Consider the following 26,287-nt stretch of genomic DNA (forward strand, 5'->3'; position numbering starts at 1 on the left):
CGCCGGGGCTGGGATCAGCGGGCGTAGTACTCGACGACGAGCTGCTCGTCGCAGATCACCGGGATCTCCTTGCGGTTCGGCTCACGGTCCAGGCGGAACGCCAGGGCCTTGAGGTTCACCTGGAGGTAGCGCGGGGTCTCACCCTCGGGGGCGAAGCCACCCTCACGGGCGATCGTGAAGAGCGTCTTCTCCTTGGAGCGGTCGCGGACCTGCACGACGTCGTCCGGACGGACACGGAAGGACGGCTTGTCGACCTTCTGGCCGTTGACCTGGATGTGGCCGTGGACGACCATCTGACGGGCCTGGTAGATGGTGCGGGCGATGCCCGAACGCAGGACCAGGGCGTCGAGACGGCGCTCGAGCTCCACGATCAGGGCCTCACCGGTCTTGCCCTGGACCTTGGACGCACGCTCGTAGGCGCGGACCAGCTGGCGCTCGGAGATGTCGTACTGCGCGCGCAGACGCTGCTTCTCCAGCAGACGGACCTTGTAGTCCGAGTTCTGCTTGCGGCCACGGCCGTGCTCACCCGGCGGGTAGGGGCGGGCCTCGAAGTACTTGACGGCCTTCGGGGTCAGCGCGATGCCGAGGGCACGCGACTTCTTGACCTTGGGGCGGGACTGGTTCGCCACTGTCTCAATCTCTTTCGTAGTGTTCGGCTCGTCAGGGTTAGGGAGGTCGCATCCGCAGCCGGGAAAACCCGCCGGGTCCCGAGGGACCTGCCGGGCAGCCGCTTCCCTGGTCTGGGCACATACGTGCAGCACGCGAGTGGCCCACCGACCGTCCCGGGACTCCGAGTGGTGGTGGGCTGCCCGCGACACCGATCGACGGTGCGCGACGCTCCTGGAGTCAGTCCGCGAGGGACCGGATCTCCGGCTGACTGTCCCGCTCTGACAGCGCGGGACTCAGCACTTCGGGGCAGTCTACAGGGTGCTCAGGAGCGCTTGCGACCGAGGTGTTTCCTGGTCCACTCGACCGCGTCGGCGTATCTGGCCTCGGTCCCGTGCCGGGTCGGGGTGTAGTACGTGCGGTCCTTCAGGGCGTCCGGGGCGTACTGCTGCTCGGCGATGCCCTCGGGAAGGTCGTGCGGGTACACGTATCCCTGCGCGTGGCCGAGCTTGGCCGCTCCCTTGTAGTGCCCGTCGCGCAGGTGGGGCGGGACCGGGCCGGCCAGGCCCGCCCGGACGTCCTCCATCGCGGCGCCGATCGCGGTGGTCGCCGCGTTGGACTTCGGGGCGAGGGCGAGCGCGATGGTGGTGTGGCTGAGGGTGAGGGCGGCCTCGGGGAAGCCGATCATGGCGACGGCCTGGGCGGCGGCGACCGCGAGGGGCAGGGCGTTCGGGTCGGCCAGGCCGATGTCCTCGCTCGCGGAGATCATCAGGCGGCGGGCGATGAAGCGGGGGTCCTCGCCGGCCTCGATCATGCGGGCCAGGTAGTGCAGGGCCGCGTCGACGTCGGAGCCGCGGATGGACTTGATGAGGGCGCTGGCGACGTCGTAGTGCTGGTCGCCGTCGCGGTCGTACTTGACCGCGGCCCGGTCGACGGTCTGCTCCAGCGTCTCCAGGCTGATCTCGCCCTCGCCCTGGTCGAGGGCGGCGCCGGCGGCGGCCTCCAGGGCGGTCAGGGCCCGGCGGGCGTCGCCGCCGGCGATGCGCAGCAGGTGCTCCGCGGTGTCGTCGGGCAGGGCGACGGCGTCCTTCAGACCGCGCTCGTCGCTCAGGGCGCGCCCCAGCAGCCCCCGGATGTCGTCGTCGGTGAGCGGTTCGAGCGTGAGCAGGAGGGAGCGGGAGAGCAGCGGGGAGATCACCGAGAAGTAGGGATTCTCCGTCGTGGCCGCGATCAGCGTCACCCAGCGGTTCTCGACGGCCGGGAGCAGGGAGTCCTGCTGGGCCTTGCTGAAGCGGTGGATCTCGTCCAGGAAGAGGACGGTCTCCTTGCCGAAGCCGCCGGTGGCGCGGCGGGCCCCGTCGATGACCGCGCGGACCTCCTTGACCCCCGCGGTGATCGCGGAGAGTTCCACGAAGCGTTTGTTCGTCGCCTTGGAGACGACGTACGCCAGCGTCGTCTTGCCCGTGCCCGGCGGGCCCCAGAGGATCACCGAGGAGGGCCCGGCGGGGCCGCCGGACCCCTCGCCGACCAGCCGGCGCAGCGGGGAGCCGGGTTTCAGCAGATGCTGCTGGCCCACCACCTCGTCGAGGGTGCGCGGACGCATCCGCACCGCCAGGGGGCTGCCTGCCGGGTCCTTCTCCTGGCGTTCTTCCGCCGCTGCGGTGAAGAGGTCGGGTTCCACGCCCAAAACCCTAAATCACCGCACTGACAACCCGGCTCCGGCCGCGGGTCGGTCCGGGTCAGGCCCAGAGCTGGCTGCCCCAGCGGGTCAGGATCAGCATGGCGATGATGCCGCAGTGGGTCACCGGGATCACCCAGGTGAACTCGCCGAGGAACCGCTTCAGCCGGCCCGGCGCCGGCAGGAAGCCGTTGCGGACGTTGAACGAGGTCACGTACCAGAACATGGTGATCGTGGCGACCCAGGCCAGCGAGCACCACAGGCACAGGGCGTTGATCCGGTACAGGGACTGGAACTGGAGCCAGGTGACGAAGCAGACACCGAAGAGCGTGCCGACGTTGAAGGTCAGCCAGTACCAGCGCGGGAAGCGGGCACGGCCCAGCAGGCTCATGCCGACGCAGACGACGATGCCGTAGCAGACCAGGCCCAGCCAGGGGTTCGGGAAGCCGAAGGCGGCCGCCTGCTTGCTCTCCATGACGCTGCCGCAGGACACGATCGGGTTGACACTGCAGCCCGGCGTGAACGTCTTCCCCGCGATCTTCGCTTCGAGGAGCTTGTTCTTGTCGAGCGTGATGACCCAGGCCGCCAGCAGACCGGCCGCGCCGGTGATCACCAGCAGCAGGGCGAAGGCGCGGCTGCCGCCCACCGTGCGGGGGGCGTCGGCGGGACGCTCGGACCCGGGATCTGTGGAGACGTCTTTGACTGTCGTCTTGCTCATCCGCCGATTCCGTCGCTTGAGACTTGGACCAACTTCGGGCACGGGTCATTGTGCCGCACGCGCATGTGTGCCCACCGTTCGAAGGACATAAGGAGGTACGCGCGGTGGTCACGGACCGTTCGGTTCCGGCCGAGGCCCGGGGGCATGACAGCACACGCGAACGAACGAGCGGTGGACGTCCGGGGGGCTGTGCAAGCGGTACGGGGGCAGGACCGCCGTCGACGGGCTCGACCTGGGAATCCTGCGCGGTGAGGTGGTCGGTCTGCTCGGGCCACCGCGGTGGAGATCCTCCAGGGCAACCGGTCCCGGGACGCCGGCGAGGTGTCCGTTCTCGGCACGGTCCCGGCGACGGGCACGCGCGCGTGGAGATCCCGGGTGGGAATCGTCCGGCAGGACGAATCGGCGCCCGTGGAGTTGACGGTCCGCGAGACGGTGCGGCACGTCACCCGCTCCTCCCCGCGCCCGCGCGACCCGGAGCAGGTCGTCGGCCCGGTCGGCCTGGAGGACAAGCCCGGCAGCCGGGTCAAGGCGCTCTCCGGCGGTCAGCGGCGCCGCCCGGACGTGCCGACCACCGGCTTCGACCCGGCCGCCCGCCGCCGGTTCTGGGACCTGATCCGCCTCCTCGCCGACCGCCTCGCCGTCGGATCTTCGGCAAGTCGGGGGTGACCGGCGCGATGCGTCACGGCCTGCTGGAGCGGTGAAAGCGAGAGGGGCGCCGGAGAGACCTCCGGCGCCCCTCTCACCGTTCGACTAGCCCAGCCGGGACTGCAGTTCGGCCAGGATCCCGTCCACCGCGATCGCCGTCTGCTCGCCGGACTCCATGTCCTTGAGCTGGACGACGCCCTCGGCGAGGTCGCGCTCGCCGGCCACGAGGGCGTAGCGGGCGCCACTGCGGTTGGCGTTCTTCATGGCGCCCTTCAGGCCCTTGCCGCCGTACGAGAAGTCCGCCGCGACCCCGGCCTTGCGCAGCTCGGTGACCTTCGCGAACAGCAGCCGGCGGGCCTCCTCGCCGAGCGGGACGGCGTAGACCGACGTGGTGGACGGCAGGGCCAGCTGCACGCCCTCCGCCTGCAGGGCGAGGACCGTGCGGTCGACACCCAGGGCCCAGCCGACCGAGGGCAGCGCGGGGCCGCCGATCATCTCGGAGAGACCGTCGTAGCGGCCGCCGCCGCCCACCGCGGACTGGGAGCCCAGACCGTCGTGCACGAACTCGAACGTGGTGCGGGTGTAGTAGTCCAGACCGCGCACCAGCTTCGGGTCGTCCTCGAAGGCCACGCCCGCGTCGGTCAGCAGTTCGCGGACCTCCTCGTGGTACGCCTTGCAGGCGTCGCACAGGTAGTCGCGCAGCAGCGGGGCGCCCGTGAGCTGCTTCTGGACCGACTCGCGCTTGTCGTCGAGGACGCGCAGCGGGTTGATCTCCGCGCGGCGCAGGGTGTCCTCGTCGAGGTCCAGGCCGCGCAGGAAGTCCTGGAGCGCGGTCCGGTACACCGGCCGGCACTCCTGGTCGCCCAGGCTGTTCAGCAGGATGCGGAAGTTGCTCAGGCCCAGCGAGCGGTACGCCTGGTCGGCCAGGATGATCAGCTCGGCGTCGACCGCCGGGTCCTCCACGCCGAGCGCCTCGGCGCCGACCTGGGAGAAGTGCCGGTAACGGCCCTTCTGCGGACGCTCGTAGCGGTAGTACGAGCCGGAGTACCAGAGCTTGACCGGGAGGTTGCCCGACTTGTGCAGGTTGGCTTCGAGGGCCGCGCGCAGCACGGAGGCCGTGCCCTCCGGGCGCAGGGCGAGCTTGTCTCCGCCCTTGGTCTCGAAGGCGTACATCTCCTTGGTGACGATGTCGGTGGACTCGCCGACACCGCGCGCGAAGAGCTCGACGTTCTCGAAGCCGGGTGTCTCGATATAGCCGTAACCCGAGTTGCGCAGCGGAGCGGCGATCGCCTCGCGCACCGCGAGGTACGTGGCGGAGTCCGGCGGAATCAGGTCGTAGGTGCCCTTGGGGGCCTGGAAGGTACTCACGGAAGGCTCTCTCGTCACATTCCTCGTCGGGGAGCGGTGTTCACGTCCGCTCCCTGGCCGACCGCCACCTGCCGCAGATAGGGGTTGGTGGCGCGCTCCTGGCCGATGGTCGTCTGGGGGCCGTGGCCGGACAGCACCACGGTGGAGTCGTCGAGCGGCAGGCACACACGGGCCAGCGACTCGACCATGTCCGCCATGGATCCGCCCGGCAGGTCGGTGCGTCCGACGGAGCCGGCGAACAGCAGATCCCCGGAGAAGAACACCGACGGAATGTCGGCGGTCTCGGGCATCCGGAAGGTCACCGACCCCTTGGTATGGCCCGGCGCGTGCGCGACGGAGAACTCCATTCCCGCCAGGTCGAGGCTGGTGCCGTCGGTCAGCTCGCGGACGTCGTCCGGCTCCCCCACGGTCAGCTCGCCCATCAGCGGCATGCCGATCGACCGCCCGAGCGCCTTCTCGGGGTCGCTCATCATGAACCGGTCCTCGGGGTGGATCCAGGCGGGTACGTCGTGGGCCCCGCAGACCGGGACGACCGAGGCCACGTGATCGATGTGGCCGTGGGTGAGGACGACGGCGACGGGCTTGAGCCGATGCTTCTTCAGTGCTTCCTCGACGCCTTCGGCGGCCTGGTGGCCCGGGTCGATGATCACGCACTCCTCACCGGGGGCGGGGGCGACGAGGTAACAGTTCGTCCCCCAGGCCCCGGCGGGGAACCCGGCAATGAGCACGATCGTCCTTCGTTGTGTCGATGGGGTACGGCTTGCGGACGGCTCGCGGAAGGCTCGCCGGCGGCGTCAGCCGCAGTCAGAGCCTACCGGCGCTGCCGTTTCCTCAGCGAACCCATATACCGTACGGGGCTACACGCGGCGGTCGGCCCACGAGAAGCACACAGCCGCACGCGTACCGGTCGACACACGACACGCATGAGGAGAGAACCCGGTGGTCAGCCAGGAGCAGCGGCGGCGTCAGCTCGCCCGGGAGAAGTTCTTGCGGCAGCAGCAGCGGCGCACCCAGGCGCGCCGCAAGGCTCGTACGCGCAACTCCGTGATCGCGTCGGTACTGGGCGTGATCGTGATCGGCAGCGTCGCGCTCTACACGACGGGCGTGATGAAGGGCGACGACAAGAAGGACACCGCCGCCGGCGTCACGCCCAGCGCCACGCCGACCAGCAAGGCCCCGGACCCGTGCGCGAAGCCCGCGGCCGGCTCGGCGAAGAAGCTGAGCTGGAAGAAGGAGCCGGCGATGACGATCGACACGTCGGCGAACTACAGCATGAAGCTCGCGACGACGTGCGGTGACATCGACATCGCACTGAAGACGGCGGCGGCCCCGCACACGGTGAACTCGTTCGACTTCCTGGCGGGCCAGGGCTACTTCGACCACACCAAGTGCCACCGTCTGACGACGGACGGCATCTTCGTGCTCCAGTGCGGCGACCCGCAGGGCACCGGCATGGGCGGGCCGGGCTACACGCTCCCGGACGAGAACCTGAAGGACAACAGCCTGAAGGGCAACAAGTACCCGGCGGGCACGGTGGCGATGGCCAACACCGGCCAGAAGCACACCGGCGGCAGCCAGTTCTTCCTGGTCTACAAGGACAGCCCGCTGCCGCCCAGCTACACGCCCTTCGGCACCGTCTCGGACGCGGGCATGAAGGTGCTGCAGAAGATCGCCGCGGCCGGCGCGCAGGCGGCCGACCCGACCTCGGGCAACACCGCGCCGAACGCGACCGTTGTGATCAACAAGGCGACGGTGTCGAAGTCCTGACACATTCCTGAAGACCAAGACGGCCAGCTGCGGAATTTCGGTCGCGCTGGATGCGGACAGGCCGCCCGCCGGTCGCCTATGTTGGCCGTGACGAAACTGTGGACGATGCCCGGGGCCCGAAACCCCCCGCCAGGCATCATGTGGAGGAGGCGCTGTGAGCAGCGACCCGTGGGGCCGCGTCGACGAGACGGGGACCGTGTACGTGCGTACGGCCGACGGTGAGCAGGTCGTCGGTTCCTGGGCGGCAGGCTCCCCTGAGGAGGCGCTTGCCTACTTCGAGCGCAAGTACGAGGGCCTGGTTGTCGAGATCGGCCTCCTCGAGAAGCGAGTGCAGACCACCGACCTGTCGGCGAAGGACGCCCAGACCGCGATCGACCACCTGCGCGAGCAGGTGGACGCGCACCACGCGGTCGGCGACCTGGCCGCCCTGCGCGAGCGGCTGGACAAGCTCGTGAAGACCGTCGAGTCGCGCCGCGAGGAGCGCAAGCAGCAGCGGGCCAAGCAGTCCGACGAGGCCCGCAAGGCCAAGGAGGACCTGGTCGTCGAGGCGGAGCAGCTGGCGCAGTCCGACCAGTGGCGGGCCGCCGGTGAGCGGCTGCGGTCCCTGGTGGACACCTGGAAGGGTCTGCCGCGCCTGGACCGCAAGTCCGACGACGAGCTGTGGCACCGCTTCTCGCACGCGCGGTCGGCGTTCTCCAAGCGGCGCAAGGCGCACTTCGCGCAGCTGGACGCGCAGCGCGAGGAGGCCCGCCAGATCAAGGAGCGGCTGGTCGCCGAGGCCGAGTCGCTGTCGGGGTCGACGGACTGGGGTCCGACGGCGGCCCGCTACCGCGAGCTGATGGCGGAGTGGAAGGCCGCGGGCCGCGCCCAGCGCGAGCACGAGGACGACCTGTGGAACCGCTTCCGCGGCGCCCAGGACGTCTTCTTCGCCGCGCGCAGCTCGGTGTTCGCCGAGCGGGACGCGGAGCAGTCCGAGAACCTGAAGCTGAAGGAGGAGCTGGCCGGGGAGGCCGAGAAGCTCCTGCCGATCGGCGACCTGAAGTCCGTGCGGGCCGCGTTCCGCTCGATCAACGAGCGCTGGGAGGCCATCGGCCATGTCCCGCGGGACGCACGGCCGAAGGTCGAGGGCCGGATGCACGCCGTCGAGCGGGCGATCCAGGACGCCGAGGAGACCGAGTGGCGCCGGACCAACCCGGAGGCACGCGCGCGTGCCGAGGGTCTGACCGGTCAGCTCCAGGCCGCCGTGGACAAGCTGAAGGCGCAGATCGAGCAGGCCCGCGCCCAGGGCAACGGCTCCAAGGCCGACAAGCTGGAGCGTGAGCTGGAGGGCCGCCAGGCGCTCCTGGACCAGGCCCTGAAGGGCCTCCAGGAGTTCGGCGGCTGAATCCCCCCGCTGCTTACGTGAAAGGGCCCCGTACGCGCGTACGGGGCCCTTTCAGCTGTCCATGAGTCCGTGAGTCCGTGAGTGTGACTACGGCCTGTCGGCTACGACCGGCTGCGTCCCGACGTCACGCGGTACACGTCGTACACGCCCTCCACGCCCCGTACGGCCTTCAGGACATGGCCGAGGTGCTTCGGGTCGCCCATCTCGAAGGTGAACCGGGAGGTGGCCACCCGGTCGCGGGAGGTCTGGACGGCCGCGGAGAGGATGTTGACGTGCTGGTCGGACAGGACGCGTGTGACGTCCGACAGCAGCCGGGAGCGGTCCAGCGCCTCGACCTGTATGGCGACCAGGAAGACCGAGGACTGGGTGGGCGCCCACTCGACGTCGAGGATGCGCTCCGGTTCGCGCGAGAGCGACTCGACGTTGACGCAGTCGCTGCGGTGAACCGATACGCCGCTGCCGCGCGTGACGAAGCCGATGATCGGGTCGCCGGGCACGGGCGTGCAGCAGCGGGCCAGCTTGACCCACACGTCGTCGACGCCCTTGACGACGACACCCGGGTCGGCGCTGGAGCGGCGCTTGCGGCCCCGGCTGCGGGACGGCGGGACCGTCTCGTCGATCTCCTCGGTGGCCGCCTCCTCGCCGCCGAGGGCCTGGACGAGCTTCTGCACGATGTTCTGCGCGGAGACGTGTCCCTCGCCGATCGCCGCGTACAGCGCGGAGATGTCGGAGTAGCGCATCTCGTGCGCGAGCGTGACGAGGGAGTCGCCGGTGAGGATGCGCTGGATCGGCAGGTTCTGCTTGCGCATCGCCCGGACGATCGCGTCCTTGCCCTGCTCGATCGCCTCGTCCCGGCGCTCCTTGGAGAACCAGGCGCGGATCTTGTTGCGGGCACGGGGCGACTTGACGAAGCCCAGCCAGTCCCGGGACGGCCCGGCGCCGGGCGCCTTGGAGGTGAAGACCTCCACCAAGTCGCCGTTGTCCAGGGTGGATTCGAGCGGTACGAGCCTGCCGTTGACCCGCGCTCCTATGGTGCGGTGGCCGACCTCGGTGTGGACGGCGTACGCGAAGTCGACCGGGGTGGCCCCGGCCGGGAGCGCTATGACGTCGCCCTTGGGGGTGAAGACGAAGACCTCGTTGCGCGACAGGTCGAAGCGCAGGGACTCCAGGAACTCGCCCGGGTCCTCGGTCTCCTTCTGCCAGTCGAGCAACTGCCGCAGCCACGCCATGTCGTTGATGGCGTCCTTGTCCTTGCCGGAGGCCTTGGGCACGTCGGTGCGCACCTTGGAGGCGCCGGCCACGGCCTCCTGCTTGTACTTCCAGTGCGCGGCGATGCCGTACTCGGCGCGGCGGTGCATGTCGAAGGTGCGGATCTGCAGCTCGACCGGCTTGCCGTTGGGTCCGATGACCGTCGTGTGCAGCGACTGGTACATGTTGAACTTCGGCATCGCGATGTAGTCCTTGAACCGGCCGGGGACCGGGTTCCATCGCGCGTGCACGGTGCCGAGGGCCGCGTAGCAGTCGCGGACCGTGTCGACCAGGACACGGATGCCCACCAGGTCGTAGATCTCCGCGAAGTCACGGCCGCGGACGATCATCTTCTGGTAGACGCTGTAGTAGTGCTTCGGACGGCCGGTGACGGTCGCCTTGATGCGGGCGGCGCGCAGGTCGGCCTGGACCTCGTCGGTCACTATCGCGAGGTATTCGTCGCGCTTCGGCGCCCGCTCGGCCACCAGACGCACGATCTCGTCGTACATCTTGGGGTAGAGGATCGCGAACGCGAGGTCCTCCAGCTCCCACTTGATGGTGTTCATGCCGAGGCGGTGGGCGAGCGGAGCGTAGATCTCCAGCGTCTCGCGCGCCTTCTTCTCCTGCTTCTCGCGCTTGAGGTAGCGCATGGTGCGCATGTTGTGCAGGCGGTCGGCGAGCTTGATGACCAGGACGCGCGGGTCCTTGGCCATCGCCACGACCATCTTGCGCACGGTCTCGGCCTGCGCGGCCTCGCCGAACTTGACCTTGTCCAGCTTGGTGACGCCGTCGACGAGCAGCGTGACCACGTCGCCGAAGTCGCGGCGCAGGTCCTCCAGGCCGTACTCGGTGTCCTCGACGGTGTCGTGCAGCAGGCCGGCCATCAGCGTGGCCGGGTCCATGCCCAGCTCGGCGAGGATCGTGGTCACGGCGAGGGGATGCGTGATGTACGGGTCGCCGCTCTTGCGCTTCTGGCCGCGGTGCCAGCGCTCGGCGACCTGGTAGGCGCGCTCGATCTGGCGGAGCGTGGCGTTCTCGATCTTGGGGTCGTTGCTGCGCACTATCCGCAGCAGCGGCTCCAGGACCGGGTTGTACGGGTTGGCGCGCTGCACGCCGAGGCGGGCCAGGCGGGCGCGGACGCGGTTGGAGGAGCCGGTGCGCGCGCTCTGGACGGCGGGCTGGCGCACCACGGGCGGCTGCACCGGGCGCTCGGGCGGGGCCGGCTTGGGACGGGTGGCCTCGGCAGCCTTCTCGACGGGCGCGGACTGGGCGTGCTCGATCGGCCCGCGGGTGTCGTTCTTCGCGTCGGACGCGTTCGGCGCGGGCTTGGCCGCGGGCGCCGAGGCGGGCTCGGGCTTGGCGGCGGTCAGTGGCTGGGCCTCGTCTGGCAAGAGGGCTCCTCGTGCGCGATCCGGGTCCCCCGGTCAGGCTCCGGAGACCCCATGGTAGCGATCCTGCGGCTGGTCATCGCCTTCAGGCCGCCGAGAGGACCGTCTACCAGGCAAACACCGGCGGCCGCCGCCGGATTCCGGGAGGTGGATCGCGGGTGTGCCGGGGGCGTGCGGAAGGTGGCCGGGAAGCGGTCGTCGCGGGTGTCCGCCGCATGCGTACGGCCGCCCCGGAGCGGTGCCGGGACGGCCGTACGACGAACGAGGCAGGGGCTGTCAGACCTGGAGCAGTGCCTCCAGCGGGGCCTCCGCGAGGGCCGGTGCCAGGCGGGCGCGGGCGTCGAGGAAGCCCAGCTCCATGAGGACTGCCAGGCCCGAGACCTGGGCGCCGGCGCGCTGGATGAGGTGGATCGCGGCCTCGGCCGTACCACCGGTCGCGAGGACGTCGTCCACGATCAGGACGCGGTCGCCGGAGGTCAGGTCCTCGGCGTGCACCTCGATCTCGGCCGAGCCGTACTCCAGGTCGTAGGCCTGGCGCAGGGTCGCGCCGGGCAGCTTGCCCGCCTTGCGGACCGGGACGAAGCCGAGGCCCGCGCGGACGGCGACCGGGGCACCGAGGATGAAGCCCCGGGCCTCCAGGCCGACGATCTTGGTCGCGCCGGTGTTGGCCGCGATCTCGGCGAGCGCGTCCGTGAGCGCCGTGAAGGCGGCCGGGTCCGCGAGGAGCGGGGTGATGTCCTTGAACATCACGCCGGGCTCGGGGTAGTCGGCGACGTCGCGGATACGGCTGAGCAGCAGCTCCTGAATGTCGGTCATCGTCGCTTCCCGGAGGGTCGGCCGCGGCCGCGGGTGCGGGACGCGGGCTGGTTGCGGGGGCCCACGACGGCGGGGGCGGTGTCATCGTCGTCGTCCACCGCGGTGGCCCGGTCGGCCGCGAGGTCCTCCTCGGTGGCGGCCTGGGCGCGCTTGGCCAGGACCCGCTTCCTGAGGGCCTTCATCGCGGGCTCGCGCTCCTTGAGGTCGGCGACGAGCGGCGTGGCGATGAAGATCGAGGAGTAGGCACCGGCCGCGAGGCCGACGAACAGCGACAGCGAGATGTCGTTCAGCGTGCCCGCGCCGAGGAAGCCGCCGCCGATGAACAGCAGGCCGGCGACCGGCAGCAGGGCGACGACCGTGGTGTTGATGGAGCGGACCAGGGTGCCGTTGATCGACTGGTTGGCGATGTCGCTGTAGGTGAAGCGCGTCTGCTTGGTGATGTCCTTCGTCTGCTCCTTGAGGCTGTCGAAGACGACGACCGTGTCGTAGAGCGAGTAACCGAGGATGGTGAGCAGACCGATGACCGTACCGGGCGTGACCTCGAAGCCGACCAGGGCGTAGATCCCGGTCGTGATGGTGATGTCGTGGATCAGCGCGACGAGGGCCGCGACGGCCATGCGCCACTCGAAGGCGATGGCCAGGTAGATCACGACGAGCACCATGAAGATCGCCAGGCCCTCCCAGGCCTTGTCGGCGATCTGCTGGCCCCAGCTCGGACCGACCAGGTCGGCGGCGAGCTTCTCCGGGTTGAGGTTCAGGTCCTTGGCCAGGTCCTGCTTGATCTTGTCGGACTGGCCGGTGTCGATGCCGGCGATCTGGATGCGCAGGCTGCCGTTGCCGAGCTTCTGCACGATCGCCTCATGACCGGAGGCGTCCTTGGCGTACGTCTCCGCCTGGGTGACCGAGGCACTCATCCCGGTCGGCGTGGTGAAGACCGCACCGCCCTTGAACTCGATGCCCATGTTCAGCCCGCGCACCGCCAGGCCGAGGATGGCCGTGATGGTGATCAGGATGGAGACGCCGTACCAGAGCTTGCGCTTGCCGACGAAGTCGTACGAGATCTCGCCGCGGTGCAGTCGAGCGCCGAGGTTGCCGAGTTTCGACATCGCTCAGGCCTCCTTCGGGTCGACAGGGCCGGCGGCGGGACCGGCGGGACGGCGGGTGCGGCGCAGCGGCGCCTTGGCACCCAGGCTCTTCGGGTCGAGACCGGACCACTTGTGGCCGTTCGAGAAGAACGGGCGGCGGGCGAGGAGCGTCATCAGCGGCTTCGTGAAGAGGAAGACGACGACGACGTCGAGCACGGTGGTCAGGCCGAGTGTGAACGCGAAGCCCTGCACCTTGCCGACGGTGACGATGAACAGGACGGCGGCGGCGAGGAACGACACGAAGTCGGAGACGAGGACGGTGCGCCGGGCGCGCGGCCAGGCCCGCTCGACGGCGGGGCGCAGCGAGCGGCCCTCGCGGATCTCGTCCCGGATGCGTTCGAAGTAGACGATGAACGAGTCGGCGGTGATACCGATGGCGACGATGGCACCGCAGACGGCCGGCAGGTTCAGCGCGAAGCCGATGGCCGGGCCCAGCAACGACATGATCACGTAGGTCAGGATGCCGGAGACCAGCAGCGAGGCCATCGCGACGAGCGACAGACCGCGGTAGTAGACCACCAGATAGATCACGACCAGCGCGAGACCGATCGCGCCGGCGAGCAGACCGGCGTGCAGCTGCTCACCGCCGAGGGCGGCGGTGACGGTCGTGACCGACTGCTCCTGGAACGACAGCGGCAGGGCGCCGTACGACAGCATGTTGGAGAGGCTCTGGGCCTCCTGCTGGGTGAAGCTGCCGGAGATCTCCGCCTGGCCGCCGGTGATGGCGTTCTGCACGAACGGGCTGGAGACGACGTCGCCGTCGAGCACGATGGCGAACTCGTTCTGCGGGGACTGGTTCTTCGCCAGCGTGCCGGTGACGTCGGCGAACTTCTTGGCACCGCCGGAGGTGAAGGTCATCTGGACCTGCCAGCCGGAGGCGCCCTGGGTGTCGAACACGGCCTGCGCCTTCGACACCTCGGTGCCGTCCACGGCGACCGGGCCGAGCACGTACTTGTACCAGGTGCCGCGGATCTGGCCGCAGGCCACGGTGGAGTCACCGGGCTTGACGTTCTTGCCGGCGTTGGCGCGGTCCGCGGGCTTGGTGCAGTTCAGCGCCGCGTACTGGGCCTGGAGCTTGGCGGCGTCCGCGGCGGCACCGCTCGCTGAGGCCGAGGGAGTGGCCGACGCCTTGGGGCTGCCGGAGGCGGACGTGCTCGGCGAGGGAGTGGAGCCGGCCTTCAGCGCGTCGGTGACGGCGCGGCCCTGGGAGGTCGCGGAGGACGTCGGGGACGCGGAGGAGCCGGAGGAGGCCTTCTGCTTGGACGAGGAGCCCGCGGAGGGGTGGGTGCTCGCGCCCGGCTTCGGCGAGGAGCCGCCGCTGGAGGAGGCGCTCGGCGAGGGGCTCGCGGTGGCGGCGCTGGGCTCGCTGGCCAGGACCGGCCGGAAGTACAGCTTGGCCGTGGTGCCGACCTGCTGCTGGGCCTCCTTGGAGTTGGTGCCCTTGGGGATGTTGACGATGATGTTGTCGTTCCCCTGGGTCTGCACCTCCGCTTCGGAGACGCCGAGGCCGTTGACGCGGCGGTTCATGATGTCGACCGCGGTGTCCATGTTGGCCTTGTTGATCGCGGACCCCTGGTCGGCCTTCGCCTTGAGCGTGATGCTCGTACCACCGGCGAGGTCGATGCCGAGACGCGGAGTGGTGTGCCCGGAGAGGAACATGCCTCCGGTGAGCGCCACGATGGCGATCAGGATGAGGGCCAGCGAGCGCCCTGGCTTGCTCTGGGCGCTCGCGCTCCGGCCCCTCTTAGGTGCTGCCACCTTCTCGTACTCCCTCTCGGGCCGCCCCGCGCCCGGTCGGCGCGGTCGGCCATGACATGGTGTCGGGCTCCCGTGAAACAGACGCGCCCGGTGGTGCGCGGCGTGATTATGCCGCGTGGCGCACCACCGGGGCGTGACTACTTCGCGTCGGAGTCGCCGTCGGTCTTCTTCGGCTCGTCGTCGGCCTTGGCCTCGGCGGCCTCCGCCGCGTCGGTGCCGTCCTCGGCAACGTCCTTCTTACCGAGGTCGACGGCCTTGTCGTCGGAGGCGGCGGCAGCGGGCGAGTCGGCCTCGTCGGTCTCGGTGAGGGAGGACGCGTCGTCCGGGACGATGTCGGCGTCGGACTTCAGGTCGTGCTCGATGCCGTGGACGATGCGGTTGTACTCGTCGTCGGTGAGGACGGCGCCGATCGCGTTCTTGGCGAAGAGGAGCTCGACACCGGGACCGGCGTCGAGGAGGACCGCGTCCTCCTGGACCTCCTTGACCGTCGCGTACATCCCCCCGATCGTGCGGACACCGGAGCCGGGCTGCATCTCGTTCCGCATGCTGGCGGCCTGCTGCTGCTTCTTCTTGGCCGAACGTGTCATCAGGAACATGGCCGCGATGAGCACGATGAAGGGGAGAAGGGTAAAGGCATTCACGGGACGGAATTTCCTTCGCGCGACCGCGACGGACAGCGGCCTGTTGACGGGGGTGTGGTCGGCGCCGCCCACAAGGGCGGCATCGGCGGAGTCTAAGCGAGTCCGCGTGCATGGAACAACGCTCAGCATGGCACCTGGGTTCCTGCTCCGGCCACAATGCGCTCGCCGTCACCGCGTGGTCACAGCTCCCCCGGCGCCCCGGCGGCGCCGTCACCGGGCCGTCAGGACCCGAACAGGTCCCGTTGTCCGCTTCCCCCGGCCGACCCGCGCGGCGGGGTCAGGCCGAGGTGCGCCCAGGCGGCAGGCGTGGCGACCCGGCCCCGCGGAGTGCGGGCGAGCAGGCCCTCCCGGACGAGGAACGGTTCGGCGACCTCTTCGACGGTCTCCCGCTCCTCCCCCACCGCGACCGCGAGCGTGGACAGACCGACCGGGCCGCCGCCGAACAGCTTCAGCAGGGCTTCGAGCACGGCGCGGTCCAGCCGGTCGAGGCCGCGCGCGTCGACCTCGTACACGGCGAGGGCGGCCCCGGCGATCTCGCGGGTGATCAGGCCGTCCGCCTTGACCTGGGCGTAGTCGCGGACGCGGCGCAGCAGGCGATTGGCGATACGGGGCGTGCCGCGGGAGCGCCCGGCGACCTCGGCGGCGCCGTCCGGCTCGATCTCCACGTCGAGCAGGCCGGCCGAGCGGTGCACGACGCGCTCCAGCTCGTGCGGCTCGTAGAACTCCATGTGCGCGGTGAAACCGAAGCGGTCGCGCAGCGGGGGCGGCAGCAGGCCCGCGCGCGTGGTGGCGCCGACCAGGGTGAACGGGGGCAGTTCGAGCGGGATGGCGGTGGCGCCGGGGCCCTTGCCGACGATGACGTCGACGCGGAAGTCCTCCATCGCCATGTACAGCATCTCCTCGGCGGGCCGGGACATGCGGTGGATCTCGTCGAGGAAGAGGACCTCGCCCTCCTGGAGGGAGGAGAGGATCGCCGCGAGGTCGCCGGCGTGCTGGATGGCGGGACCCGAGGTGATGCGGATGGGGGCGCCCATCTCGGCCGCGATGATCATCGACAGCGTGGTCTTGCCGAGGCCGGGCGCGCCGGAGAGCAGCACGTGGTCGGCGGTGGCTCCGCGCGCGCGTGCGGCGCGCAGCACGAGGTCGAGCTGTTCGCGGACCTTCTCCTGGCCGATGAACTCGCCGAGGTCCTTCGGGCGCAGGGCGGCCTCGACGGCCTGGTCCTCCCCGTCGGCGGACGCACCGACGAGCCGCTCGGCGGCGGGGGTGTCGGTGGTGTCGTCCCAGTTCATATCCGTGTGCCTCGATCGTCGTGGGTCAGCGTCGCGGGTCAGCGGGCGCGGTTCAGGGTCTGGAGGGCGGACTTCAGCAGCAGACCGACCTGCGGGGGCCCGCCCGCGGCCTCGGCCTGCGGGGCCACGGCGGCGACGGCCTCGTCGGCCTCGCGGGTGGCGTAGCCGAGGCCGATCAGGGCCGCGTGCAGCTGGTCGCGCCAGCCCTGGGTGACCGGCGCGCCGACCACGGGGGCGCCGACCGGCTCGCCGAGCCGGTCCTTCAGCTCCAGCAGCAGCTTCTGCGCGCCCTTCTTGCCGATGCCGGGAACGGCGGTCAGGGCCCTCTCGTCACCGGTGGCCACGGCACGGCGCAGCGCGTCCGGGGTGTGCACGGCGAGCATCGCCTGGGCCAGGCGCGGGCCGACGCCGCTCGCGGTCTGGAGCAGCTCGAAGACCTGGCGCTCGTCGTCGGCGGCGAAGCCGTACAGGGTCAGCGAGTCCTCGCGGACCACCAGGGAGGTGTGCAGCTTGGCGGGCTGGCCCGTGCGGAGCGTGGACAGGGTGTTCGGCGTGCACTGGACGGCCATGCCGACGCCGCCGACCTCGACGACCGCGGCGTCGGGGGCGAGCGCGGCGACCGTGCCGCTGACGAAGGCGATCATGCCGTTCGGCCTTTCGTTGCCTGGGCTTTCGCTGCCGGAGCGTTTGTTGCCGGAGCGTTTGTTGCCTGAGCTCTTGTTGCGTGGAGGGAGTGGCGGGCGACGGCCTGTTGGAGCCGGTTCTGGGCGGGGGCGCGCCAGATGTGGCAGATGGCGAGCGCGAGGGCGTCGGCGGCGTCGGCGGGCTTGGGCGGCGCGGCGAGCCGGAGCAGCCGGGTGACCATGGCTCCGACCTGCGCCTTGTCGGCCCGACCGCTGCCGGTGACGGCCGCCTTGACCTCGCTCGGGGTGTGCAGGGCGACGGGGATGCCGCGGCGGGCGGCGCACAGCATGGCCACGGCGCTGGCCTGGGCGGTGCCCATCACGGTGCGGACGTTGTGCTGGCTGAAGACGCGCTCGACGGCGACGAACTCGGGCCGGTACTCGTCCAGCCACTGCTCTATGCCCTCTTCGACGGCGAGCAGCCGGTGACTGAGCTCGGCGTCCGCGGCGGTCCGCACGACGCCGACGCCGAGCATGGTGAGCGGCCGGCCCGCGACCCCCTCGACGACGCCGACACCGCACCGCGTCAGTCCGGGGTCCACCCCCAGTACCCGCACCGCGCCCCCTCCCGTCGATCGCCTGTTTGTGCAGGCTATCGGTTGCCACTGACAACGCCCCGCACCAGCGCCCGGTACGGCGACGGGCCGACGGGTTGTCCCGTCGGCCCGTGAAACCTGCGAAGCCCGTGCGGCCCGCGGCGGCGCTTACGCGTCGACCTTCTCCATGACCTCGTCGCTGACGTCGAAGTTGGCGAAGACGTTCTGCACGTCGTCGCTGTCCTCCAGCGCGTCGATCAGCTTGAAGATCTTCTTGGCGCCGTCCTCGTCCAGCTCGACCTGCATGGTCGGGACGAAGTTGGCCTCGGCGGAGTCGTAGTCGATCCCGGCGTCCTGGAGGGCGGTGCGGACCGCGACCAGGTCGGTGGCCTCGCTGAGCACCTCGAAGGACTCGCCGAGGTCGTTGACCTCCTCGGCGCCCGCGTCCAGGACGGCGCCGAGCACGTCGTCCTCGGACAGCTCGCCCTTGGGGACGATCACGACGCCCTTGCGGTTGAACAGGTACGACACCGAGCCCGGGTCGGCCATGTTGCCGCCGTTGCGGGTCATGGCGACGCGGACGTCGGACGCGGCGCGGTTGCGGTTGTCGGTGAGGCACTCGATGAGCACCGCGACGCCGTTCGGCCCGTAGCCCTCGTACATGATCGTCTCGTAGTCGGCACCGCCGGCCTCAAGACCGCCACCGCGCTTGATCGCGGAGTCGATGTTCTTGTTCGGGACCGACTGCTTTTTCGCCTTCTGGACGGCGTCGTAGAGCGTCGGGTTGCCGTCGAGGTCGACCCCGCCCATGCGCGCGGCGACCTCGATGTTCTTGATCAGCTTCGCGAAGAGCTTGCCGCGCTTGGCGTCGATCACGGCCTTCTTGTGCTTCGTCGTAGCCCATTTAGAGTGGCCGGACATCTGCCTGTCTCCTTCGCGTAACCCTCTACATAACGAACGCCAGAGATCCTACAAGGACTCGGCCGTGCGGTTCGCGCGCACCATGTCCACGAACAGGGAGTGCACGCGGTGGTCGCCGGTCAGTTCCGGGTGGAACGACGTGGCGAGCACGTTGCCCTGGCGGACGGCGACGATGTGGCCGTCGTGCTCGGCGAGCACCTCGGCACCGGCGCCCACCGACTCCACCCAGGGGGCGCGGATGAAGACACCCTCCACAGGATCGCCCGCGACGCCCCGCACGTCGACCGCGGCCTCGAAGGACTCGTTCTGGCGGCCGAAGGCGTTGCGGCGCACGATCATGTCGATGCCGCCGATGGTCTCCTGGCCCGAGCGCGGGTCGAGGATCTTGTCGGCCAGCATGATCATGCCCGCGCAGGTGCCGTAGACGGGCATGCCGTCCCGCACGCGCGCGCGAAGGGGCTCCATCACTCCGAAGAGGACGGCCAGCTTGGAGATGGTGGTGGACTCGCCGCCGGGCAGCACGAGGGCGTCGACCTCGGCGAGTTCCTCGGGGCGCCGCACCGGCCTGGCCACGGCGTCCGCCGCGGCCAGGGCGATGAGGTGCTCCCGTACGTCGCCCTGGAGGGCCAGGACGCCTATGACGGGGGTGTTCATGGGTGTCGGTGCCTTACCAGCCGCGGTTCGCGTAGCGCTCGGCCTCGGGGAGGGTGTCGCAGTTGATGCCGACCATGGCCTCGCCGAGGTTGCGGGAGGCGTCCGCGATGATCTTCGGGTCGTCGTAGAAGGTCGTGGCCTTCACGATGGCGGCGGCACGCTTGGCCGGGTCGCCGGACTTGAAGATGCCGGAGCCGACGAAGACGCCCTCGGCGCCGAGCTGGCGCATCAGGGCCGCGTCGGCCGGGGTGGCCACGCCGCCGGCGGAGAAGAGGACCACCGGGAGCTTGCCGAGCTCGGCGACCTCCTTGACCAGCTCGAACGGGGCGCGCAGCTCCTTGGCGGCGGCGTAGATCTCGTTGTTGTCGCAACCGCGCAGCTTGGCGATCTCGCCCTTGATCTGGCGCAGGTGGCGAACGGCCTCGACGACGTTGCCGGTGCCGGCCTCGCCCTTGGAGCGGATCATCGCGGCGCCCTCGGCGATGCGGCGCAGGGCCTCGCCCAGGTTGGTGGCACCACAGACGAACGGGGTGGTGAAGGCCCACTTGTCGGAGTGGTTGACCTCGTCGGCCGGGGTGAGGACCTCGGACTCGTCGATGTAGTCGACACCGAGGGACTGGAGGACCTGGGCCTCGACGAAGTGGCCGATGCGGGACTTGGCCATGACCGGGATGGAGACGGCGTCGATGATGCCCTCGATCATGTCCGGGTCGGACATGCGGGCCACGCCGCCGTCCTTGCGGATGTCGGCCGGGACCCGCTCCAGGGCCATGACCGCGACCGCGCCCGCGTCCTCGGCGATCTTCGCCTGCTCCGGCGTGACGACGTCCATGATCACGCCGCCCTTGAGCTGCTCGGCCATGCCGCGCTTCACGCGCGCGGTGCCGGTCTCGGGAGCCTGGTTCTCGGTGGTGGACACGGGTGACCTCACTGAAGGGAAGAGGGTTACTGCCTCACCGAGGAAACGCGAATGGACCAGGCCACAGCAAGGGCCAATGGGAAGCCGGTGGATCCTTTTGGTTCACCGGGGGTTCAGCGGGCGTGCTCAGGCGTCGCGCTCCACGAGCGCCGCGGGCGGCTCGTCGTCCATCTCGAAGGCCAGCGGGAACGGGGCGTGGCCGGCGAGCCGGAACCAGCGGACCTTGCGGTGCTCGCGGAGCCTGCGGGCCGCGCCCACGGCGTCGTTGTGGAACCGGCGGGCCATCGGGACCCGGCGCACGGCCTCGGCCAGCTCATGGGCCGCCGCCTCGCCGCCCGGGGCCTCGCGTACGGCCTCCACCTGGGCCGGGTCGGCGAAGACCGCGCGCAGCGCCTGGCTCAGCTCGCTCTCCGCGACCTCGCGCTGCTCCTCCTCGGCCTGCCGGGACGCGTGCGCCGCCTCGTAGAGCACGATCGAGGCGGCCGGGTCCAGCACACCGGAGGTGGCCAGCTCCTGCGTCACGGAGGCCCGCCGCAGCAACTGGGCGTCCAGGGCGGCCCGCGCGGCGTCCATCCGCACGTGCAGCCGGTCCAGCCGCCCGGCCGTCCAGCTGAGATACACGCCGATCACGACGAGGGCGACAAGGATCCAGATGAGGGTTGCGGTCACGCCGGAAGGCTATCGGCTGCGCACCGACGCCCTCGGTGTCGGTCCCCGACCGGCCGGGGCCGTCAGTCCCGCGCCAGCCCGAACCGCGCCCGCAGTCCCGTCGTGCGCTCGTCCGCCGCGACCGCTGCCGCGCCGGCCGTCACCGTCTCGTACACCGACAGGATGTCCGCGCCGACCGTCGACCAGTCGAAGCGCCGGACGTGGGCGCTGCCCCGCTCGCGCAGCTCCGCCAGGCGGGCCGGGTCCGACAGCAGCCGTACGGCCGTCTCGGCGAGCGCGTCGGCGTTCTCGTTGGCGAAGACCTCGCCCGCCTCGCCCTGGTCGAGGACCTGGACGAAGGCGTCCAGGTCGGAGGCGAGGACGGGGGCGCCCGCCGACAGCGCCTCGACGAGGATGATGCCGAAGCTCTCGCCTCCGGTGTTCGGCGCGACGTACAGGTCGACGCTGCGCAGGAGACGCGCCTTGTCCTCGTCGCTGACCATGCCGAGGAACTCCACGCGCGCGCGTACCTCCTCCGGGAGGTCCTCCACGGCCGCCTCCTCGTCACCCCGGCCGGCGACCAGAAGGCGCGTCTGCGGGCGGGCCGCGAGGATCTTCGGCAGGGCTTTCATGAGGACCGGCAGGCCCTTGCGGGGCTCGTCGATGCGGCCGATGAAGCCGATCGTGTCGCCCTGCCACTGCGGCTTCGGCTCGGCCTTGGCGAAGAAGTCCACGTCGACGCCGTTGGGGATGACCACCGCGTCCCCGCCGAGGTGCTCGACCAGGGTGCGCCGGGCGTACTCGCTGACCGCGATCCGCGCGCTGATCTTCTCCAGCGCGGCCTGAAGAATGGAGTACGCGGCGATCATCGCGCGCGAGCGGGGGTTGGAGGTGTGGAAGGTCGCGACGATCGGGCCCTGCGCCGCCCAGCAGGTCAGCAGCCCGAGCGAGGGCGAGGTCGGTTCGTGGATGTGCACCACGTCGAAGTGGCCCTCGTGCAGCCAGCGCCGTACGCGCGCGGCCGACAGGAAGCCGAAGTTCAGCCGGGCCACGGAGCCGTTGTACGGCACCGGGACCGCGCGGCCGGCCGAGACGACGTACGGCGGCAGCGGCGTGTCGTCGTCGGCCGGGGCGAGCACGGACACCTCGTGGCCGAGCCGGATGAAGTACTCGGCGAGGTCGCGGATGTGGAACTGGACGCCCCCGGGCACGTCCCAGGAGTACGGGCAGACGATCCCGATTCTCACGACGGCCCCTTCGCCGGGTCGAGGTCGGCGAGCCACAGGCGTTGGAGCATGTGCCAGTCCTCCGGATGGTCGGCGATCCCGGTGGCGAAGGCGTCGGCCAGCGCCTGTGTCATCACGGACGTCTTCTCCGCGCGCGTGCCTGACCCGGGTACCTCTATCGGGGGATGCACCTGCCCCTTCATGATCGGCGAGTCGTCGTACCAGAGGGTGACCGGCAGCAGCAGCGCGCCGGTCTGCTGGGCGAGCAGGGCCGGGCCCGCGGGCATCCGGGTGCGCTCGCCGAAGAAGTCGACCTCGACGCCGGAGGCGGACAGGTCACGGTCGGCGACCAGGCAGACCAGACCGCCGTCGCGCAGCCGCCGGGCCAGGGTGCCGAAGGCCGAGCCGCCGCTGTGCGGCAGGACCTCCATGCCGAGGCCCTCGCGGTAGGCGACGAAACGGTCGTAGAGCGTCTCGGGCTTCAGCCGCTCGGCGACCGTCGTGAACGGCGTTTCCAGCTTCGTGGTGACCCAGGCGCCGGCCAGGTCGTAGTTGGCCATGTGCGGCAGCGCGAGGACCACGCCCTGGCCGGAGGCGAGCCCGTCGGTGAGGTGGTGGATGTCCTTGGGGTCGAACCCGGTCCGCACCCGCTCGCGGCTCCAGGCCGGCAGCCGGAAGGACTCCATCCAGTAGCGCAGGTACGAGCGCATGCCCGCGCGGGACAGCTCGGCGAGGCGCTCGGGCGTGGCGCCGGGCACCACGCGCGCGTAGTTGCTCTCCAGCCGCTGGACGCCCTTGCCGCGCTGCTTCCAGGAGAGGTCGGCGATGGTGCGGCCGAGCCGGACCGCGGCCGGTTCGGGGAGCTTCTTGACGGTGCTCCAGCCGAGGCCGTACAGCGCGTCGCTGAGCCGGTCGGCGGTGCTCACTTCGCCGCCTCGCTCCCCCGGGACGCGTTCTGCCGGGCGGCCTCGTCCGCCTCGGCGGACTCGCGGCGGACGGTGACGACCCGCTGGATCAGCGTGACCAGGCTGCCGGCGGCGACGATCCACAGGGCGATCGGCAGCAGCCACTGGATGCCCGGCACACCGAACGTGTGCAGGCCCGCGAGACCGGCCGCGACCAGCGAGATCACCAGGCGCTCGGCGCGCTCCACCAGCCCGTTGACGGCGACCGGCAGCCCGATCGACTCGCCGCGCGCCTTGGTGTAGGACACCACTTGGCCGCTGGCCAGGCAGAAGATCGAGACGGCGCACAGGACGTTGTCGTTCCCGTTGCCCGCGTACCAGAGCGCGAAGCCGCCGAAGATCGCGCCGTCGGCGACCCGGTCGAGGGTGGAGTCCAGGAAGGCGCCCCAGCGGCTGGAGCGGCCCAGCTGGCGGGCCATGTTTCCGTCGACCAGGTCGGAGAAGACGAACAGGGTGATGACGACCGTGCCCCAGAAGAACTCGCCCCGGGGGTAGAAGACCAGCGCGCTCGCCACCACGCCGGCCGTGCCGATGAGCGTGACCGTGTCGGGGCTCACCCCCCGCCGGATGAGAAACGCGGCGAACGGTGTGAGGACACGCGTGAAGAATGCACGCGCGTACTTGTTCAGCATGGCCTTCCCGACGGTCGGTGTCGCCGCGGCCCTGGTGGCCTCCGGCTGGCCCATCGTAGTCACGCGCGCGCGTGCGTGGCGGGCGGGCACCCGCAGCCCGTGGCGTGAACCGGCGTGCGCCGACGCGCGCCGGGCGTGCGTGGCGCGTTCGGCGCCCGCCGCTGTCCTTCGTATGGACGCAACGTGACGGGAGTGGAAAGCTCGAATAACCGCGGGCGTCGCCGGAGCCGCCACCACACGCGGATCCCGCGTGTCCGCGCCCACAGTGACCTCACCGTGCACGGGAGGCAGGATCATGGGCGACAAGGCACAGACACACCACCCCGGGGCCGCCGGCAGGGCTCTTGAGGCCGACCAGCCCGCGTCTGTACGGAACGTGGTGCTGGTCGGCCACTCCGGTTCGGGCAAGACGACCCTGGTGGAGGCCCTCGCGCTGACCGCGGGGGCGGTGAACCGGGCGGGCCGCGTCGAGGACGGCGGCACCGTCTCGGACTACGACGAGATCGAGCACCGGCAGCAACGCTCCGTACAGCTCTCGCTGGTGCCCGTCGAATGGAACGGCATCAAGATCAACCTCCTCGACACCCCCGGGTACGCCGACTTCGTCGGGGAGCTGCGGGCCGGTCTGCGGGCGGCGGACGCGGCCCTCTTCGTCGTCTCGGCCTCGGACGGGGTGGACGGCGCCACCCGGATGGTCTGGGAGGAGTGCGCGGCCGTCGGCATGCCCCGCGCGATCGTGATCACGCACCTGGAGGCCGCGCGCGCGGACTTCGAGGACATGACCCGGACCTGCGCCGAGGCCTTCGGCGGGGACGACCCCGACGCCGTGCTCCCGCTGTACACGCCGCTGCGCGGCCCGGAGGGACCCGACGGGCACGCGCCGGTGACCGGGCTGGTCGGGCTGCTGACGCAGAAGCTGTTCGACTACTCGACCGGGGAGCGCAAGGAGTCCGAGCCCGGCGCGGACCAGCTGCCGGACATCGAGGAGGCCCGCAACCGGCTCATCGAGGGGATCATCGCCGAGAGCGAGGACGAGACCCTCATGGACCGCTATCTCGGCGGCGAGCAGATCGACGTCAAGACCCTGATCGAGGACCTGGAGCGGGCCGTCGCCCGCGGCTCGTTCTTCCCCGTCCTGGCAGCCGCCCCCGCCGCCGAGGGCGCCCGGCAGGGGCTCGGCACGGTCGAGCTGCTGGAGCTGGTCACCGGCGGCTGTCCGACTCCGTTCGAGCACGCGCTGCCCGAGGTCAGCGGCATCGACGGCACACGACGCGAGCTGAAGCCGTGCGACACCGACGGCCCGCTGGTCGCCGAGGTCGTCAAGACCGCCTCCGACCCCTACGTCGGCCGCGTCTCCCTCGTCCGCGTCTTCTCCGGCACCCTGCGCCCCGACCAGACGGTGCACGTCTCCGGGCACGGGCTCGCCGACCGCGGCCACGAGGACCATGACGTCGACGAGAAGGTCGGCGCCCTGTCCATGCCCTTCGGCAAGCAGCAGCGCCCGGTGACGCACGCCGTCGCCGGTGACCTGGTGTGCGTGGCCAAGCTGGGCCGCGCCGAGACCGGGGACACGCTCTCCGCGAAGGACGACCCGCTGCTGATGGAGCCCTGGCGGATGCCCGACCCGCTGCTGCCGCTCGCCATCCAGGCACACAGCAAGCCCGACGAGGACAAGCTCTCCCAGGGCCTTTCCCGGCTGGTCGCCGAGGATCCGACGATGCGTCTGGAGCAGAACCAGGACACCCACCAGGTGGTCCTGTGGTGCCTGGGCGAGGCCCACGCGGACGTGGCTCTGGAGCGGCTGCGCAACCGTTACGGCGTCCAGGTCGACGTCGTCCCGCACCGGGTCTCCCTCCGGGAGACGTTCGCGCACAAGGCGTCCGGGCGCGGCCGGCATGTGAAGCAGTCCGGCGGGCACGGGCAGTACGCGATCTGCGAGATCGAGGTGGAGCCGCTGCCGGGCGGCTCGGGCATCGAGTTCGTGGACAAGGTGGTCGGCGGCGCCGTGCCGCGCCAGTTCATCCCGTCCGTCGAGAAGGGCGTACGGGCGCAGGCCGCCAAGGGCGTCGCCGCCGGGCATCCGCTGGTGGACGTGCGGATCACGCTGCTGGACGGCAAGGCGCACTCGGTGGACTCCTCCGACGCCGCCTTCCAGACGGCGGGCGCACTCGCGCTGCGGGAGGCCGCGGCCGACGCCAGGATCCATCTGCTGGAGCCGGTGGCCGAGGTGTCGGTGCTGGTCGGCGACGACTACGTGGGCGCGGTGATGAGCGACCTGTCGGGCCGGCGCGGCCGGGTGCTCGGCACGGAACAGGTCGGCGCCGGGCGGACCCTGATCCGGGCCGAGGTGCCCGAGTTCGAGATCGGCCGGTACGCCGTCGACCTGCGCTCGCTCTCCCACGGCACGGCCCGCTTCGACCGGAGCTACGCCCGGCACGAGCCGATGCCTCCGCAGATCGCCGAGCGGATCCGCGAACAGGCCGACGAAACGGTGTAGTTCACGGCGGGACGCACCCCGATCGGGCGGACGGCTTCGGCCGTCCGCCCCCGTATGCCGGTGGCTGGGGATACGCTGATGACCTGATCAACAGGTGTGCGGAGTACGGAAGTCGGGAAGGCCGCAGGAGCGGGGCGGCGGCAAGTGGGGGC

The 26,287-nt window shown here is 70.9% G+C and carries 23 protein-coding genes and 1 pseudogene; 4 read left to right on the forward strand and 20 right to left on the reverse strand.

The genetic code is table 11. The features are described 5' to 3' along the window. Window positions 1-14: 14 nt before the first annotated feature. From rpsD to AC4OXY_RS13250, 3 genes are all read right to left on the reverse strand, one after another. Window positions 15-629, reverse strand: a complete 615-nt coding sequence (rpsD, locus tag AC4OXY_RS13240) for a 30S ribosomal protein S4 (RefSeq protein WP_031161776.1) — start codon at window positions 627-629, stop codon at window positions 15-17. 302 nt (window positions 630-931) lie between these two features. Then, window positions 932-2,287 carry a replication-associated recombination protein A gene (locus tag AC4OXY_RS13245; RefSeq protein WP_356036849.1) on the reverse strand — a complete coding sequence of 452 codons (1,356 nt, stop codon included), beginning with the start codon at window positions 2,285-2,287 and terminating at the stop codon, window positions 932-934. Window positions 2,288-2,345: 58 nt separating this feature from the next. Continuing rightward, the gene (locus tag AC4OXY_RS13250) at window positions 2,346-3,002 is read right to left on the reverse strand and encodes a vitamin K epoxide reductase family protein (protein ID WP_356036852.1); all 657 of its coding nucleotides are present in this window, start codon (window positions 3,000-3,002) and stop codon (window positions 2,346-2,348) included. Between the two features lie 144 nt (window positions 3,003-3,146). Between AC4OXY_RS13250 and AC4OXY_RS13255 the strand changes: the two are divergent. Further along, window positions 3,147-3,632, forward strand: a pseudogene (locus tag AC4OXY_RS13255) (ATP-binding cassette domain-containing protein); the annotation flags it as partial. A 120-nt stretch (window positions 3,633-3,752) separates the two neighbouring features. Here the strand turns inward: AC4OXY_RS13255 and hisS are convergent. Together hisS and AC4OXY_RS13265 are read right to left on the reverse strand one after the other, a co-directional pair. Beyond that, the gene (gene hisS / locus AC4OXY_RS13260) at window positions 3,753-5,015 is read right to left on the reverse strand and encodes a histidine--tRNA ligase (protein ID WP_356021978.1); all 1,263 of its coding nucleotides are present in this window, start codon (window positions 5,013-5,015) and stop codon (window positions 3,753-3,755) included. Between the two features lie 14 nt (window positions 5,016-5,029). After that, complete coding sequence (locus AC4OXY_RS13265; protein ID WP_356021980.1) at window positions 5,030-5,743, reverse strand: MBL fold metallo-hydrolase; 714 nt, start codon at window positions 5,741-5,743, stop codon at window positions 5,030-5,032. Between the two features lie 211 nt (window positions 5,744-5,954). Here AC4OXY_RS13265 and AC4OXY_RS13270 point away from each other — a divergent pair, with 211 nt between their 5' ends. Together AC4OXY_RS13270 and AC4OXY_RS13275 are read left to right on the forward strand one after the other, a co-directional pair. Beyond that, entirely contained in the window at window positions 5,955-6,782 is an 828-nt protein-coding gene (locus tag AC4OXY_RS13270; protein ID WP_356021982.1) for a peptidylprolyl isomerase, read from the forward strand. Window positions 6,783-6,936: 154 nt separating this feature from the next. Then, window positions 6,937-8,166, forward strand: a complete 1,230-nt coding sequence (locus AC4OXY_RS13275; protein ID WP_356021984.1) for a DUF349 domain-containing protein — start codon at window positions 6,937-6,939, stop codon at window positions 8,164-8,166. Between the two features lie 101 nt (window positions 8,167-8,267). Here the strand turns inward: AC4OXY_RS13275 and relA are convergent, their stop codons facing one another. The 15 genes from relA to pgsA form a co-directional block, all read right to left on the reverse strand. Continuing rightward, window positions 8,268-10,805, reverse strand: coding sequence for a GTP pyrophosphokinase (relA, locus tag AC4OXY_RS13280; protein ID WP_491993969.1), 2,538 nt, complete (start codon window positions 10,803-10,805; stop codon window positions 8,268-8,270). Window positions 10,806-11,078: 273 nt separating this feature from the next. After that, entirely contained in the window at window positions 11,079-11,618 is a 540-nt protein-coding gene (locus AC4OXY_RS13285) for an adenine phosphoribosyltransferase (RefSeq protein ID WP_356021988.1), read from the reverse strand. Then, window positions 11,615-12,724 carry a protein translocase subunit SecF gene (gene secF / locus AC4OXY_RS13290; protein WP_356021990.1) on the reverse strand — a complete coding sequence of 370 codons (1,110 nt, stop codon included), beginning with the start codon at window positions 12,722-12,724 and terminating at the stop codon, window positions 11,615-11,617. The genes AC4OXY_RS13285 and secF overlap by 4 nt, the downstream gene beginning before the upstream one ends. A gap of 3 nt (window positions 12,725-12,727) precedes the next feature. After that, a complete protein-coding gene (gene secD / locus AC4OXY_RS13295; RefSeq protein ID WP_356021992.1) occupies window positions 12,728-14,521 on the reverse strand; it encodes a protein translocase subunit SecD in 1,794 nt (597 codons plus the stop codon). Between the two features lie 137 nt (window positions 14,522-14,658). Beyond that, complete coding sequence (yajC, locus tag AC4OXY_RS13300; protein WP_356021994.1) at window positions 14,659-15,162, reverse strand: preprotein translocase subunit YajC; 504 nt, start codon at window positions 15,160-15,162, stop codon at window positions 14,659-14,661. A gap of 221 nt (window positions 15,163-15,383) precedes the next feature. Continuing rightward, a complete protein-coding gene (ruvB, locus tag AC4OXY_RS13305; protein WP_362822775.1) occupies window positions 15,384-16,454 on the reverse strand; it encodes a Holliday junction branch migration DNA helicase RuvB in 1,071 nt (356 codons plus the stop codon). Window positions 16,455-16,492: 38 nt separating this feature from the next. Then, window positions 16,493-17,098, reverse strand: coding sequence for a Holliday junction branch migration protein RuvA (gene ruvA, locus AC4OXY_RS13310; RefSeq protein WP_362822776.1), 606 nt, complete (start codon window positions 17,096-17,098; stop codon window positions 16,493-16,495). Beyond that, on the reverse strand, window positions 17,095-17,694 hold the full coding sequence (ruvC, locus tag AC4OXY_RS13315) for a crossover junction endodeoxyribonuclease RuvC (protein ID WP_356022000.1): 600 nt from the start codon (window positions 17,692-17,694) through the stop codon (window positions 17,095-17,097). The genes ruvA and ruvC overlap by 4 nt, the downstream gene beginning before the upstream one ends. 147 nt (window positions 17,695-17,841) lie before the next feature. Next, window positions 17,842-18,594 (reverse strand): YebC/PmpR family DNA-binding transcriptional regulator, encoded by a 753-nt coding sequence (locus AC4OXY_RS13320; RefSeq protein ID WP_356022002.1) that lies wholly within the window; start codon window positions 18,592-18,594, stop codon window positions 17,842-17,844. Between the two features lie 48 nt (window positions 18,595-18,642). After that, window positions 18,643-19,248 (reverse strand): pyridoxal 5'-phosphate synthase glutaminase subunit PdxT, encoded by a 606-nt coding sequence (pdxT, locus tag AC4OXY_RS13325; protein ID WP_356022004.1) that lies wholly within the window; start codon window positions 19,246-19,248, stop codon window positions 18,643-18,645. 13 nt (window positions 19,249-19,261) lie between these two features. Next, window positions 19,262-20,167, reverse strand: coding sequence for a pyridoxal 5'-phosphate synthase lyase subunit PdxS (pdxS, locus tag AC4OXY_RS13330; RefSeq protein WP_071378264.1), 906 nt, complete (start codon window positions 20,165-20,167; stop codon window positions 19,262-19,264). A 126-nt stretch (window positions 20,168-20,293) separates the two neighbouring features. Next, window positions 20,294-20,836 (reverse strand): LemA family protein, encoded by a 543-nt coding sequence (locus tag AC4OXY_RS13335; RefSeq protein WP_356022006.1) that lies wholly within the window; start codon window positions 20,834-20,836, stop codon window positions 20,294-20,296. Between the two features lie 62 nt (window positions 20,837-20,898). Then, entirely contained in the window at window positions 20,899-22,062 is a 1,164-nt protein-coding gene (locus AC4OXY_RS13340) for a glycosyltransferase family 4 protein (protein WP_362822778.1), read from the reverse strand. Further along, window positions 22,059-22,967, reverse strand: coding sequence for a phosphatidylinositol mannoside acyltransferase (locus AC4OXY_RS13345; RefSeq protein WP_402068722.1), 909 nt, complete (start codon window positions 22,965-22,967; stop codon window positions 22,059-22,061). The genes AC4OXY_RS13340 and AC4OXY_RS13345 overlap by 4 nt, the downstream gene beginning before the upstream one ends. After that, window positions 22,964-23,692, reverse strand: coding sequence for a phosphatidylinositol phosphate synthase (gene pgsA, locus AC4OXY_RS13350; protein ID WP_491994597.1), 729 nt, complete (start codon window positions 23,690-23,692; stop codon window positions 22,964-22,966). Before pgsA ends, AC4OXY_RS13345 begins: the two co-directional genes overlap by 4 nt. A 241-nt stretch (window positions 23,693-23,933) precedes the next feature. On the opposite strand from pgsA, the gene AC4OXY_RS13355 reads away from it, so the two are divergent. Beyond that, a complete protein-coding gene (locus AC4OXY_RS13355) occupies window positions 23,934-26,135 on the forward strand; it encodes an elongation factor G-like protein EF-G2 (RefSeq protein WP_356022013.1) in 2,202 nt (733 codons plus the stop codon). Window positions 26,136-26,287: the final 152 nt, after the last annotated feature.

Source organism: Streptomyces sp. HUAS MG56, assembly GCF_058673395.1.

Bases quoted from the DNA above. Each gene is read 5' to 3' on its own strand.
- AC4OXY_RS13355 (WP_356022013.1), top strand. From the start codon at position 23,934: ATGGGCGACAAGGCACAGACACACCACCCCGGGGCCGCCGGCAGGGCT.
- AC4OXY_RS13250 (WP_356036852.1), bottom strand. From the start codon at position 3,002: ATGAGCAAGACGACAGTCAAAGACGTCTCCACAGATCCCGGGTCCGAG.
- ruvB (WP_362822775.1), bottom strand. From the start codon at position 16,454: ATGAACTGGGACGACACCACCGACACCCCCGCCGCCGAGCGGCTCGTC.
- ruvA (WP_362822776.1), bottom strand. From the start codon at position 17,098: ATGATCGCCTTCGTCAGCGGCACGGTCGCCGCGCTCGCCCCCGACGCC.
- secF (WP_356021990.1), bottom strand. From the start codon at position 12,724: ATGTCGAAACTCGGCAACCTCGGCGCTCGACTGCACCGCGGCGAGATC.
- pdxT (WP_356022004.1), bottom strand. From the start codon at position 19,248: ATGAACACCCCCGTCATAGGCGTCCTGGCCCTCCAGGGCGACGTACGG.
- AC4OXY_RS13285 (WP_356021988.1), bottom strand. From the start codon at position 11,618: ATGACCGACATTCAGGAGCTGCTGCTCAGCCGTATCCGCGACGTCGCC.
- AC4OXY_RS13320 (WP_356022002.1), bottom strand. From the start codon at position 18,594: ATGTCCGGCCACTCTAAATGGGCTACGACGAAGCACAAGAAGGCCGTG.
- pgsA (WP_491994597.1), bottom strand. From the start codon at position 23,692: ATGGGCCAGCCGGAGGCCACCAGGGCCGCGGCGACACCGACCGTCGGG.